The organism is Paenibacillus sp. FSL P4-0176, assembly GCF_037975265.1.
GTDB lineage: Bacteria > Bacillota > Bacilli > Paenibacillales > Paenibacillaceae > Paenibacillus > Paenibacillus amylolyticus.
In genome coordinates, this window is the sequence record NZ_CP150242.1 from 5,048,210 (window position 1) to 5,062,740 (window position 14,531).

At 49.0% G+C, this 14,531-nt stretch carries 10 protein-coding genes; all 10 read right to left on the reverse strand.

Annotation, left to right across the window (positions count from 1 at the left end; all coding sequences use genetic code 11):
• The 10 genes from MKY95_RS23625 to pyrR all read right to left on the reverse strand — a co-directional run bounded on the left by MKY95_RS23625 (position 1) and on the right by pyrR (position 14,395).
• Positions 1–2,919: an FtsX-like permease family protein gene (locus MKY95_RS23625; protein WP_076318875.1), complete on the reverse strand. Its 2,919-nt coding sequence runs from the start codon at positions 2,917–2,919 to the stop codon at positions 1–3.
• Positions 2,919–4,028, reverse strand: a complete 1,110-nt coding sequence (locus MKY95_RS23630; protein ID WP_036614803.1) for an efflux RND transporter periplasmic adaptor subunit — start codon at positions 4,026–4,028, stop codon at positions 2,919–2,921. The genes MKY95_RS23625 and MKY95_RS23630 overlap by 1 nt, the downstream gene beginning before the upstream one ends.
• Positions 3,991–4,920 (reverse strand): ABC transporter ATP-binding protein, encoded by a 930-nt coding sequence (locus tag MKY95_RS23635; RefSeq protein WP_339194725.1) that lies wholly within the window; start codon positions 4,918–4,920, stop codon positions 3,991–3,993. The genes MKY95_RS23630 and MKY95_RS23635 overlap by 38 nt, the downstream gene beginning before the upstream one ends.
• Before the next feature lie 289 nt (positions 4,921–5,209).
• Positions 5,210–5,851, reverse strand: a complete 642-nt coding sequence (pyrE, locus tag MKY95_RS23640; protein ID WP_036614805.1) for an orotate phosphoribosyltransferase — start codon at positions 5,849–5,851, stop codon at positions 5,210–5,212.
• Entirely contained in the window at positions 5,848–6,588 is a 741-nt protein-coding gene (pyrF, locus tag MKY95_RS23645; RefSeq protein ID WP_076318873.1) for an orotidine-5'-phosphate decarboxylase, read from the reverse strand. Before pyrF ends, pyrE begins: the two co-directional genes overlap by 4 nt.
• Positions 6,589–6,691: 103 nt before the next feature.
• Positions 6,692–9,910, reverse strand: a complete 3,219-nt coding sequence (gene carB, locus MKY95_RS23650) for a carbamoyl-phosphate synthase large subunit (RefSeq protein ID WP_036614808.1) — start codon at positions 9,908–9,910, stop codon at positions 6,692–6,694.
• A 1-nt stretch (position 9,911) separates the two neighbouring features.
• Positions 9,912–11,054 carry a glutamine-hydrolyzing carbamoyl-phosphate synthase small subunit gene (gene carA / locus MKY95_RS23655; protein ID WP_047843735.1) on the reverse strand — a complete coding sequence of 381 codons (1,143 nt, stop codon included), beginning with the start codon at positions 11,052–11,054 and terminating at the stop codon, positions 9,912–9,914.
• Positions 11,055–11,489: 435 nt separating this feature from the next.
• Complete coding sequence (locus MKY95_RS23660; protein WP_036674849.1) at positions 11,490–12,794, reverse strand: dihydroorotase; 1,305 nt, start codon at positions 12,792–12,794, stop codon at positions 11,490–11,492.
• 126 nt (positions 12,795–12,920) lie between these two features.
• Complete coding sequence (locus MKY95_RS23665) at positions 12,921–13,835, reverse strand: aspartate carbamoyltransferase catalytic subunit (protein ID WP_276314456.1); 915 nt, start codon at positions 13,833–13,835, stop codon at positions 12,921–12,923.
• Positions 13,832–14,395 (reverse strand): bifunctional pyr operon transcriptional regulator/uracil phosphoribosyltransferase PyrR, encoded by a 564-nt coding sequence (gene pyrR / locus MKY95_RS23670; RefSeq protein ID WP_017687330.1) that lies wholly within the window; start codon positions 14,393–14,395, stop codon positions 13,832–13,834. Before pyrR ends, MKY95_RS23665 begins: the two co-directional genes overlap by 4 nt.
• Positions 14,396–14,531: the final 136 nt, after the last annotated feature.

Here is a 14,531-nt window from a genome sequence, read left to right on the forward strand (position 1 = left end):
TTACCTCTCCTCTCCCATTTTGACTGCCTGGTGAACCCGCAATCTGCGAATCTGCCAGAGCAACATCGTTGCACCAATGACCAGCATCACCACGGTGACCCCATACAGTTGCAACATATCCTGCTGTTCAAACACAATCCGGAACGGAGGTACCTGAGCAGATACATTATCCGTCGTTTGCAGGAATGGCAGGAATAAACGACTGGATACCTGACCAATCCCAATACCTAGCAGGATCGACAGCCCCGCTGTGAACACCTGTTCCAGCAACAGCATTCCGCTCAGTTGTGCACGGGATAAGCCCATGGCCCGCAATACCCCAAACTGTACAACACGTCCGGACAGGTTGAAGAACCAGTACAGCACGTATCCGATCAACGAGATAATAACCGATACCAGGAATCCAAGGCTCAGTATCCCGAATACGCCACCTCGTGACGGATGTTTAGCCTGAGATACCAATTCGGTACGTACGTCACGTACCGATGATAACTCAATGCCTTCTGCTGCGAGTTTCTCCATTAGTGGAGCCACTTTGGCATCCGGTTCCATTTTCAGCCACACCTCATAAGGAATCAGAGGCACCTGATCATAGATATAATCCAGATTCGCCACGAAGAATGGCATCTGATCCGGATACTGGGCTGGCCAGTAAGGAATAATTCCGAAGACTACGAATTCAATCGCCTGTCCCTGTACACCCATGGAGACGAGGTCTCCAGTTTTGAGTTTGAACTTGTCAGCAAATTTGGAAGAGATTAATACAGCCCCTTCATATTTACCAAGCAAGTCAAGGTACTTGTATGGATGTGCCGGGAACAGATCATTGCGGAACCACGCCACTTGAGCAAAGTCCACATTATCAATTCCGACCAGCATCCCCTGTCCACCCGATTTACCAGAGACGATAATATTGCCTTTGGTCTGCAGCACACGTGCTGCATGTTCAACCCCGTCTAATCTGCGGAACACCTCGAATGGAGGTTCGGAGTAGATGACTTTGGATGGCTGCGAAGAACCGCCACCACCTGGAGCACCTCCACCGCCGTTGCCTCCGCCGGAACCACCACCAGCAGAACCTCCTCCTCCATTGCCACCACCTTGTTGACCTCCACCCGTACCGCCATTCTGTCCGGAACCACCAGGTTTAACCTCAGGTGTCCCTTCCCACACAGTCTGCATAATCACATCAGAACCATAACGGTACAAGGTACGCTCAGTGGAATTCAGATCAATCGTCCGAGCTGCAGCCGAGTTGTACACCCCAAGTCCCAGTGTCAGTACAAGGAGGATCATCAGCGGGTAATAGGAAGAAGATGAACGCGATAACTGCGTTAATGTCAGATACAACGGGACCGGGAGAAACTTGCGACCGATCAACTGAATAAGCTTTAATATCCACGGGAACAAGCGCAAGAAGAATAGTCCAAGCGCAAAGATCGCGAGTGCGGGTACAAAGAATAGAAACGGTTGTACCTGCAACTGATCGGTTGTCATTCCGGTCTGGAAGGTCAACATCTGACGTTCATAGAACAGGTAGTATCCATATCCAGCCAGACCCAACAACACAACGTCCAGGAACCAGCGCTGCCATACTGGAGCACGGTCTGTTCGTGCTTGCCGCCGTTTGGCAGATACAATGGTTGCCCGTGCATAGGTTATCGCAGGGATAAGTGATGCGATGATCGCTACAAGGACCGCTGCTACTCCCAGGAGAATAGCTTCTTTTGATACACCGATCGGAATAGACTTCCGATCTACGAACGAGAGAAAGCCACTTGCTGAACCAATACTCTTGGCCATAAACCAACCAAGCAACGGCCCAATAACCAGCGCAATAGCGCCCAGAAATATGCCTTCAAGCAAGTAGAGAGAGAAGATCTGCCGAGCTGAAGCTCCACGACTGCGCAATACCGCAATATCACTCTCTTGCTTCTGTAATGACTGTCTGGCGTTCATCGCAATAAAATAAAAGACCATCGCAATCATCGGTGCTGCCAAGGTAAACAACATGGTCTGCAGTTGCAGACTCTGACTGCGGAACTGCTTGAGCAGATCACCAAAGGTGATGTCCACTTTTGTATCTTTCAGCCGCTGGTACAGATCGATATCCAGCCTTTCCAGCATGGAAGTCAGACCTGATAACTGGCTGGTTTGAATTTCTTTCAGATCAAAGGCATAATACCAACGTGAATTTTGAAGTGGAATCCCTTTTTCCTTCAGTAAAACATCATTAAAAACCGATTCATCCACATATAGTCCATTCATCATGCCGTCAAATCCTTGTACCCAGTAAGGGCTGTTTGGATCATCTGCCTTGAAGGACCCGGTGATCTTCACACGTAACGTGATATCAAGACCGCTATACACCGGATATTCCAGAATATCGCCGATATGCAGGTCGTTACGGTACATACCCTCTTCCAACATGACTGCCTCGATCGTGTCATCTTTGACCTGGTTTCCAGGTTTCACCCCGGCAGAGTAATTCACCTGTGCATCCAGCCCACTCATCGTACCCAGACTCATACTGCGCGCCCTGCTGGCATCCACTTTGGTTGGATCTTCCGGGCTCACCTCTGTGCTGCGAATGGATCTCGAATTCACATACGTATGAAAAGGAAACCCGATGTCGCGAGGAACATCCTCACGAATATAACGATCTACTTCATCCAGACCCCGTGTGTCTGTCTTCACGCCACCGGGTGCCTGATAACTCATAAGCAACGAACCGGCTGGCAACCCTTCACTGTTATCCTGCAGCGTTTGCGCGACGACCCGTTTCAACGCACCATCGGCATACATTGGAATACTGACGGTGAACGCTACCGCCACAATCAATCCGATCAGTGTGCTGAAGGTCATCCAGCGCGTGTTCCACATTTTGCGGAACAGCAGCCGAAGCAATGGCAGCCCCATTAGCGTCCCACTACTTTCTGACCTACGGTCAGACCTTTCAGAATCTCGACATCTGTCGATGTCTGCTGTCCAACTTCAACGTCCACTTCACGCTTGCTGCCATCACTCTCCACCACTTGTACATACGTTCTTGAACCGATGGAGCGTAAAGCGGATACAGGAATCACAATTGCGTTCTCGGTACGCTGCGTTACAATCGAGACCGATAGTGGTGTGCCACGTTCGACGCCTTTTGGCATTTTTGCAAGTGTAACGATGACATACTTATCCAGCGTTTCCTTGGTTGGAGGCGTACCGCCTTCACCCGTCCCTTCGCCACTGCCGCTTCCCGATGCTTCCGCGATAGGCATAACTTTAATTTTGCCAGCGACTTTACCAGCTCCATTAATATCTACTTCTGCCTTCATACCGGCCGAGAACTTCTCCAGATCTTCCTTGGCAAAGGTAGCTGCCACAACCAGATTCGATGTATCCGCAATCGTAGCAATCGGATCATACGCTTTCACGGTTGCACCCTTCTCTACCTGCACTGCAATAACGGTGCCGCCAAACGGAGCGGTCAACGTGGCTTTGCCCAGTTGTTCCTCCAGATCAGCGAGTTCCTGGCGTAGTTCTTCAAACGCAATCGTTGATTCTTCGAACTCTACCGGGTCCATCTCATCCTTCTTGCGGAGTGTTTCCTTCATTTGAACTTCGGATTTGCGAATAGCCAGTTTCTTGCCACGGATCTCCTTTTCTACACTCTCCACATCGAGGACAGCAAGAAGTTGACCCTTTTTCACTTTATCCCCTGGTTTAACATTTAACTCTTTGACATGCATGCCATCAAGCGTGAAGTACACCTTCTCTTCCCGCTGACTCATCATCTTGCCGCTGCCACTTACTTTTTTCTCCAACGTTTCCGTCCGGACTTCATATTCCGGTTTCTTGGAGATCGTTGGTGGTGTAATAGGCGGAAGCACTTCTTCCTCTGTTTCTGACGGCAGCAATGAGCAGCCGGACATCGTTGCAACCATTATCGCACCGAGTACAATAATCGCTGCGCGTTTCCCCCTCTTCGGAGCGGCCCCTTTACTTGATAAATCTGCCGTCCGCCATTTCATAAACATGGTCCGCAACCTCCAAAATTGTAGGATCGTGTGTAGTCATACATATTGTTACTTGTTCTACTTCAATAATATTGCGGAATACGGCCATGACCTGAGCGCCCATCTTGGAATCCAGTTCAGCTGTAGGTTCATCCGCAAGCAACAATCTGGGTCTATGGGCAATCGCCTTGGCTATAGCCACCCGCTGCTGCTCTCCCCCGGACATCTCGAAAGGTCGGTGCTTCACCCGTTTGGATAGTCCAACCAGATCCAGACAGTGACCAACCCTGTCCTTCCACTCCGCTCGCGGAACGTCCGCCATGCGCAGCGACAGTTCTACATTTTCCCAAGCAGATAATAAGGGCATGAGTGCATATGCCTGGAAAATAAAACCGATCTCTTTGCGCCGCAAAGCGGTCCGCCGCCGGTCTCCCCAATCCTGAAGAGGCTGACCAGAGAACAGAATGTCTCCACTTGAAGGCTGATCCAGTCCACCGAGCATATTCAGCAGTGTTGTTTTGCCTGAGCCCGATCGCCCCTTCAGCATGACCAGTTGTTGCGGATTCACTTCCATATCAATGCCTTTGAGCACATGGATAATGCGACTGCCTGTCTGGAAACTGCGATGCACGTTACGCACCTCCAGTACAGGTCCATCATATGGAGGCAGCATATCCTTCTTTGGTTTGATCTTCTTCTGGGGTTCATCAACGGTAGTGACAGCAGCTGCAGCCACTTCATCTGAAGCGATTTCACTTTCAGGTAACGAAGGTTTACTTGTCGGGTAATCGTGTTCATTGTTGTATGTATTTTCCCCCGACTCCGTCGATGCCTCCAACGGTGTTTCCCCCTGTTGATGTTCATCGCCTGACTGGCTCTTGGCAGGTCTTTTTCTGAGAAATAAATTCTTCATGCCAGCAATCACGCTCATCCTTTCTTGAAATCCCGTTCATTTCTTCAAAAAACCTAAAATTAGAAATCTGTTCCATCCTACACTGAATTATAAACGACCGATCACAACTAAAAGTTACAAGCTTTTTACAACGGTAGAGAGAAAAAGTTAATATTTTGATGAACAAACAAAAAAAGCACCCCAAAGTGCGGGATGCCTCTTGCATATTCGATGGTTTTGCCGCTATGACGGCAATCATTACAATTTTGATACCGTTCATTCCTGAACATTTTTTGAGGTATCAATGATATTATTTACCAAATGAAGAAGGATCTTCACGCCAGGATTTAAGCAACTCAAAGTCACTCTCCTGAATCGTTCCCTGAGCCAAAGCCACATCCATCAGCGCCGTGTAATTGGACAACGTCTGAAGTGGAATTCCAGCATCTTCAAATGCTTTAACACCTTTATCCAGCTGGTAGCTGAAAATGGCAAGTACGGCGAGAGGTGTTGCGCCTGCTACACGTACGGCTTCGGCTGCTTTGATCGAGCTTCCACCTGTAGAGATCAGATCTTCGATGACAACCACTTTCTGTCCTTCGGTAATCAGACCTTCGATCAGGTTCTCCTTGCCGTGTCCTTTCGCTTTATCACGAATGTAGGCCATCGGCAGATCCAGCTTCTGAGCCACCCAGGCAGCATGCGGAATACCTGCGGTTGCTGTACCTGCGATGACTTCTGCATCCGGGTACTGGTTCCGAATGATTGTTGCAAATGCTTCAGCGATATCGTTGCGAATCTCCGGATAGGACATCGTTAAGCGGTTATCACAGTATATTGGTGATTTGATGCCGGATGTCCATGTAAATGGCTGCTGCGGACGTAACGCCACGGCTTTAATTTTCAAAAGTTGGGAAGCAATATGATTCGGAATCTCATTCAGTTCGATCATGCGTTCAACATCTCCTTCAAAATGGTTTCTACCGCTTCTCGCGGATTGGGAGCGCCTGTAATGGGTCTGCCTACAACAATGTAATGACTGCCTCTGGCGATGGCTTCACCTGGGGTCAAGACGCGTGTCTGATCTCCCAGACCACTACCCGCTGGACGAATTCCTGGAGTAACGGTGTGAAAAGCACTGCCACACGCTGCCCGAATTGCGGGCACTTCCAGTGGAGAAGCAACAACTCCATCCAGTCCGGCCTCTTGGGCTAGTCCTGCATAACGGACCACAGCAGCTTCCACACTTCCCGGGATGCCAATCTCGTTATTCATCGTTTCCAGACTTGTACTCGTGAGTTGAGTGACTGCAATGATCTCGGGCTTGCTAAGGGAAGGATCGGCAGCGATTGCTGCCTCAGCACCTTCACGTGCAGCACGCATCATGAGGGCTCCACCTGCTGCATGCACATTAAACATGTCTACACCCAGACGTGTGATACTCTCACCTCCGCCACGAACGGTGTTGGGAATGTCATGCATTTTCACATCCAGAAAAACGGAGTAGCCTTTGGATTTCAGCTCCCGAATAAAGTCAGGTCCTGCTGCGTAGAACAGCTGCATACCCACCTTGAGATAACAGGGAATGCCCTCAAGAGCTTGTACCAATTCTTGAGCTTCTTCCGCTCCAGGATAATCCAGTGCCACCATCAGACGGCCAGCCATTTCATTGAAACTCGCTTGATTCATCACCAGCGCTCCCCTCCACTTGCTCATTTTTTCCGTTTTTGCCCGATATAAAGGACATCCCGCCAGCCCGCAGGCTGACTGATGTCCTTCATCAGAGAGTTATTTATTTTACAAAGACAGGCATTGCTTCCGAAGAGAAGTTGATCGTTTGCAGCATGATCAGCAGCGCACGAATCGTATCCAATGAAGTCATACATACAATGCCGTTTTCTACCGCTTCACGACGGATACGGAATCCATCACGCTGCGGTGTTTTGCCTTTGGTGAGTGTGTTGAAGACAAAGTTTGCTTCGCCGCTACGGATCATATCCAGAATGTTCGGCGAACCTTCACTTAATTTGTTAACAGTCGTTACCGGAATGTTCGCTGCTTCAAGCGCAGCTGCTGTTCCACCGGTAGCCATGATTTTGTAACCCAGTCTGTAGAAACCTTCGAGCAAAGGAACCGCTTCGTCTTTGTCTTTGTCTGCTACAGTTACTACGATCGCTCCGGTTGCCGGAATTTTCATTCCTGCGCCGATGAGACCTTTGAACAACGCTTTAGCGTAATTCGGGTCACGACCCATAACCTCACCTGTAGACTTCATCTCAGGTCCGAGGGTTGGCTCTACACGACGCAGCTTCGCGAAGGAGAAGACCGGAACTTTAACAGATACATGATCCGATTCAGGCCACAGCCCGTCAACATAACCAAGATCTTTTAGTTTCACACCCAGAATGGCTTGTGTTGCCAAGTTCGCCATCGGAATGTTGGTTACTTTGCTCAGGAATGGTACGGTACGGGACGAACGTGGGTTCACCTCGATAATGTACACTTGGCCATCATGGATAACAAACTGGATGTTGACCAGACCAACCGTTTTCAGTTCTTTCGCAATTTTGATTGTAATCTCTACAATTTTCTCTTTCAAATCCTGGGACAGATGTTGAGGAGGATATACCGCGATGGAGTCACCAGAGTGAACCCCTGCACGCTCGATATGTTCCATGATTCCCGGAATCAATACCGTTTCACCATCACAGATGGCGTCAACCTCAACTTCTTTACCCATCATGTAACGGTCGATCAGGACCGGATGCTCCGGATTGATTTTAACCGCCTGTTCCATGTATGTCAGCAATTCAGCATCGGAGTATACAATCTCCATCGCACGACCGCCGAGTACATAGGAAGGACGAACCAGTACCGGGTAGCCCAGACTTTGAGCTGTTTCTACCGCATCATCAACGGAAATGACTGTTTTACCTTTTGGCTGTGCAATCTCCAGACGGGAGAGCAGACGTTCGAACTTCTTACGGTCCTCCGCCTCATCAATGCTTTCCAGATCCGTTCCGAGAATGGTTACACCTGCATTACGCAGTGGTGCTGCCAGGTTGATGGCCGTTTGACCACCGAACTGTACGATAACCCCTACTGGTTTCTCCTGTTCAATCACGTTCATGACATCTTCGAAGAAGAGCGGTTCAAAGTACAGGCGATCCGATGTATTAAAGTCCGTAGACACCGTCTCCGGGTTATTGTTGATAATGACTGCTTCATAGCCTGCTTTTTGCAATGCCCATACTGCGTGTACAGTTGAGTAGTCGAACTCGATCCCTTGACCGATCCGGATTGGTCCTGAACCCAGCACCACAACTTTTTTCTTGTCTGAAGGGATAACTTCATTCTCTGTCTCGTAAGTTGAGTAATAATATGGCGTTGTTGCTTCAAACTCAGCCGCACATGTATCTACCATTTTGTACACTGGGCGCAGGTTCTCTGCTTCCCGACGAGTTCTAACTTCCGCTTCAGTTGTTAATGTGCCTCCTGGTTGACCTTGCGCACGCAGTTCAGCAATGGCACGGTCTGTAAATCCAAGGCGTTTCGCTTGATACAGAATGTCGGAAGACAATTCGGATTCTTCGCGAATGCGATCTTCAAATGCGATCAGACCTTCGATTTTGTCCAGGAACCACCAGTCAATCTTGGTCAGATCCTGCAGCTGTTGCAACGTATAACCTCTGCGGAATGCTTCGGCAATCAGGAAGATACGCTCATCATCTGCTTTGATCAGACGTTCGTTCAAGGTCGCTTCGTCCAGCGTTTCGGCATCCTTCAGGTAGAGACGATGTACGCCAATTTCCAGGGAACGAACTGCTTTGTGAATCGACTCTTCGAATGTCCGGCCAATAGCCATTACTTCGCCTGTTGCTTTCATCTGAGTTCCCAGTTTACGGTTCGCCGAGATGAACTTGTCGAACGGCCAGCGTGGGATTTTGCTCACGATGTAATCCAGTGTAGGCTCAAAGCAAGCATACGTTTGGCCTGTTACCGGGTTCACGATTTCATCCAACGTGTAACCCATGGCAATTTTGGCAGCCATTTTTGCAATCGGATAACCCGTTGCTTTGGAAGCCAGAGCCGATGAACGGCTTACCCGTGGATTTACTTCGATAACATAGTATTGGAAGCTGTGTGGGTCCAGTGCAAACTGTACGTTACATCCACCCTCGATGTTCAGGGCACGGATGATTTTCAGGGAAGCTGAACGCAGCATTTGATATTCACGGTCCGACAATGTTTGGCTTGGTGCTACGACGATACTGTCACCTGTATGAATACCTACCGGGTCAAAGTTTTCCATGTTGCAGACAACGATACAGTTATCGTTTTTGTCTCGCATAACCTCATACTCGACTTCTTTCATACCTGCAATGCTCTTCTCGACCAGACATTGCCCAATCGGGCTGTAACGAATTCCCGCTGCCACCGTCTCACGCAGTTCTTCTTCGTTCGCACAGATTCCGCCGCCAGTTCCGCCCAGTGTATAGGCTGGACGCACGATGATTGGATAACCAATCTCATTTGCAAATTCAAGTGATTCTTCAAGTGTCGTTACGATGACACTCTCTGGTACAGGTTGTTCCAATTCACGCATAAGGTCACGGAACAGATCACGATCTTCCGCTTTCTCGATGGATGTCAGCTGTGTTCCGAGCAATTTCACATTTTCACGTTCCAGCACGCCAGCACGAGCCAGCTCTACAGCCATGTTCAGACCTGTTTGACCACCCAGTGTTGGCAACAAGCCATCTGGACGCTCTTGACGAATGATTTGGGTTACAAAATCCAGTGTAATTGGCTCAATGTAGACTTTGTCAGCCATGTTTGTATCCGTCATAATGGTCGCCGGGTTGCTGTTGATAAGTACAACTTCCACGCCTTCTTCTTTCAGAGCCTGGCAAGCTTGTGTACCGGCATAGTCGAACTCGGCCGCTTGACCGATGACGATTGGACCGGAACCAATCACCAGGATTTTTTTGAGATCTTTGTTAATCGGCATGTTATTGTGCTCCTTTCACTGCGGCTGCCAATACGGCTTGACGCGGCTTTTGCGGGTTAGTGATCTTGTGCTCGCGAATCATCTCGATGAAGCGGTCGAACAGATAGCTGTTGTCGTAAGGACCCGGGGCTGCTTCAGGGTGATATTGAACCGAGAATGCCGGGAATGATTTATGTTTCAGACCTTCAATGGTCTTATCGTTATTGTTGATATGTGTAACTTCCAGGTCTGTACTCTTCACAGACTCTTCGTTTACGGTAAATCCATGGTTCTGGGATGTGATGAAGCAACGTCCGCTCTCCAGTTCTTTCACCGGGTGGTTTCCTCCGCGATGTCCAAACTTAAGTTTTTCCGTGTCTGCTCCTGCTGCAAGTGCAAACAACTGGTGACCCAGGCAGATACCGAAGATCGGGTATTCGCCAAGCAGTTCACTGATCATGTTAACCGCGTGAGGTACGTCTTTCGGGTCCCCAGGGCCGTTGGACAGTTGAATGCCGTCCGGGTTCAGGCGACGAATCTCGTCTGCTGTTACATCGTGTGGAACAACAACAACGTCACAGTTACGTTTGCTGAGTTCGCGCAAAATCCCTGTTTTTGCACCATAATCCACAAGCACAATACGTTCAGCCGTTCCCGGGCTGTTGTAGACATGCTCTGTAGAAGTCATTGGCACCTGGTTACGCAGTTCTGCAATGGTGGTGTCTCCCATCATCTCCAGCAGTTCTTCCACAGGCTTCGATCCTGTTGTGAGAATTCCCTTCATTGTGCCGTGGTGACGAATCCGGCGAGTCAACATGCGTGTATCAATTTCGCTGATTCCTACGATGCCGTATTCTTTAAGCAGATTGTCTACGCTGTATTCCGCACGCCAGTTGCTTGGCGTTGGCTCATGGCGACGCACAACAAAACCGTGTACGTATGGACGAATCGACTCAAAGTCATCACGCGTAATGCCGTAGTTTCCGATCAGCGGATACGTCATGGTCACGATTTGACCGCAATAGGAAGGATCCGAAAGCACCTCTTGATAGCCTGTAATTCCCGTATTAAAAACGACCTCACCTGTAGTTTCACCTTCAGCACCAAATGCTTTCCCGGTGAACAGTGTGCCGTCTTCCAACAATAATCTTGCCTGTGCCTGCATCCCATTTCACTCCTCTGTGTTTATCAACGTTGAATGCATTGGGGTTGAACATGGGGGACGTTACGATTGTGCGGCTCCGCGTACAGAAAACCCTTTGATCGCTGTTATCACCGGATTACTTTTTATCATTTTTTAAATGATGTAATCCGGTGATAAAGGCGAACGCTTTGCTTCTTCGGGTCTTTTCTGTCCGCTCCGCAGTTACGTTGGTGTCCAAGTTCAAAATCATGACATTCAACTTTGCTTGTTTCGTATGTTAGACTCTCGGCATGATTTGCCTCGAGTTAGTTGAAAAGATGTTACTGGTGTAAAAGTTGTAGATTAAGTTTTAGAGTTAAAAAGATTTGTTGTTTTAAAAAGTTAAGATTTACTGTTACTGATTTAAAGAGTTAAAGATATAGAGTTACTGATTTATTAATTTGCTAAGTTACCGTTTTACTGTTGTACCGTGTTATTCCACACGCTTTTGCCATCCACCCAAGTTTGTACGGCCCAGCCTTTCAGCTTCCAACCTGTGAATGGTGTGTTTCTTCCTTTGGTTGCAAACGTTGCAGGATCAACCGCTTTTTCCTCGTTCAGGTCAATCATCGTGATATCGGCTGGTGCTCCTTCTTCCAGTTTGCCTGTATCCAGTCGGAATACACGTGCCGGATCAGCTGTCATGCGTTTCACCAGGAATTCCAAGCTCCACAATCCTGTTTCCACAAACTTGGTGTACAGCAGCGGGAAGGCTGTTTCGAATCCTACGATTCCGAAAGGTGCCAGCTCCATGCCTTTGGCTTTCTCTTCTTCACTGTGTGGCGCGTGATCAGTTACGATCATATCCAGCGTGCCGTCTAGCAAACCTTCGATACAAGCCTGCACATCGCGTGGTGAGCGTAGCGGCGGGTTCATTTTCCAGTTGGCATCCATGCCTGGGATATCTTCATCCGACAACACCAGATGGTGCGGACATACCTCAGCAGTTACTTTAATGCCGATGGACTTCGCTAGACGAATCAAGCGAACCGATTGCTCTGTACTTACGTGACAGACATGGTAATGAACTCCCGTTGCTTCTGCCAGCAGGATATCACGTCCAACGTGGATGGCTTCGGATTCATTTGGAATCCCTTTGATGCCATGACGCTTCGAAAACTCACCTTCCGTCACATATCCACCAACAACCAGTGAGTCATCTTCACAGTGAGCGATCACTGGCATATCCATGCTTGCCGCGAGGCTCATGGCATCCTTCATCATTTGAGCGTTTTGTACGCCTACACCGTCATCTGTGAATCCAATAGCGCCTGCTTCTTTTAATGCGGCAAAATCGGTAAGTTCACGACCCAGTTCATTTTTTGTAATGGCTGCATAAGGCAACACTTTAACCAGATCAGCTTCTTTGGCTTTATCCAATACCAGCTTCACAACTTCCGCTGTATCTGTTACTGGTCTTGTGTTCGGCATGCAAGCGATTGTTGTAAAACCACCTTGTGCTGCTGAACGGGCACCTGTCTCGATCGTCTCTTTGTGTTCGAATCCAGGTTCACGCAGATGCACATGCATATCGATCAATCCCGGAATGACCAGTTTGCCTGATGCGTCTGTCACACTTTGCGCTGACTTTTCGGCATCCAGAACGGCTTGGTCTTCCAGACCAGCGATCTTTTTAATTTTACCTTCATCTATAATGATGGTTTTCCGTTCAAGTTCCCCTTGTTGGTTCAAGACGTTTGCGTTTTTTATAATCTGTAGCATAATTGCCCTCCGCTTCGGTTCTGTCCGGCTTACCAGGCAAGCCGGATGATTTTCTTTATCGTGTACTCTCTTATTGCTCTATAAGAACTACCGTACCGTCAGCCTATGACCCACAGCCAGACCCTGTTACAGTTTCATCGCACGTTCCATAACCGCCATGCGGATTGGAACGCCGTTTGCCATCTGCGGGAAGATCCGGGATGCTTCACTTTCCACAACCGCGTCATCTACCTCGACGTTGCGATTCACTGGAGCAGGGTGCATGATAATGGTGCTTGGTTTTAGGCGTGATGCCCGTTCTTCCGTCAATCCGTAGTGTTCGCGATAATCCTCAGCTGAAGTAATTAAGCCATGTTGATGACGTTCCAGTTGAACACGAAGCATCATGACTACATCTGCATCCAGCGCTTCTTCAAGACCGACATAAGGAGCATGCTCTGCGAGTTCCGGTGCCTGCATCGTTTGCGGAGCACAGAAGCGTACATCTGCACCAAACTTTTGCAGTGCCCACAGGTTCGAACGCGCTACACGGCTATGCAGGATGTCACCAATGATGGAGACACGCAAGCCCTTCAGTTCGCCAAATGCTTTCCTCATCGTGTAGAGATCCAGCAGTGCCTGTGTGGGATGCTCATTGTTGCCATCTCCGGCGTTCACGAGTGGTACATTCACTTTCTGAGCCAGTTGTTGCAGAACGCCTGCCGGTTTCAACCGGATCACGCCTGCATCAATGCCCATCGACTCAAGTGTTCGTACCGTATCGTAGATGGACTCTCCTTTTTCCACACTGGATGCGGCTGCCGTAAAGTTCAGTACTTGTGCGCCCAGGCGTTTCTCTGCCATTTCGAAGGAGAAGCGGGTACGTGTGCTGTTCTCGAAGAACATGTTCGCAACGAAGCGTGATTCCAGTACCGGAGCCAGTTTCTCTTTCTGCGCTTCCCAGTGAGCCGCTCTGTTCAGAATGGACTCGATTTCTCCTCGACTAAGTTCCTTCAGTCCAAGCAAGCTTCGGTCTCTCAATGCTGTCTGTGTAATCATTATGCTTGCTCCCCCCGGTTCTGAGTGATTTTGACTTCGTCCTGTCCGTCCGTTTCCATAAGTGCAACTTCAATCTCCTCTGATTTGGAAGTCGGCACATTCTTGCCGATAAAATCAGGTCGAATCGGAAGTTCCCGGTGTCCGCGGTCTGCGAGTACAGCCAGCTGAATGTTCTGCGGTCTTCCACAGTCCATCAGGGCATCCATCGCTGCGCGAATCGTCCGTCCGGTATAGAGCACATCATCGAACAAAATCACTTTTTTGTTATGGATCGAAAGTGATTCAGGTGTCATAATCAACATTTCCTTGCGATTCGCTTTATTTTCGTCCAAGCGGTCATCGCGGTAAGGAGTCACATCCAGCTCTCCCCAGGGGACTTTGGCGCCTTCGATTTCTTCAATCTTGGCGGCAATCCGTTCTGCCAGGTAAACCCCGCGTGTACGGATACCGACCAACACACAATCGTCGATTCCTTTGTTTTTCTCCAATATCTCATGGGCAATCCGTGTTAATGCGCGGCGGATCGCCGTCTCATCCATAATGACATGTGTCTCTGTGCTCATGCGTTCAGCCTCCTCAGGATTTCCCTTCAGCATCATGGCCCCGTGACGAGGAGAAAAAAAAAGACTCCTTGCCGTGTTTATTGGCAAGGAGTCTCCGAACTTCAGACCGCTCTGAAGAAAGTTTACTCTCGGGGAT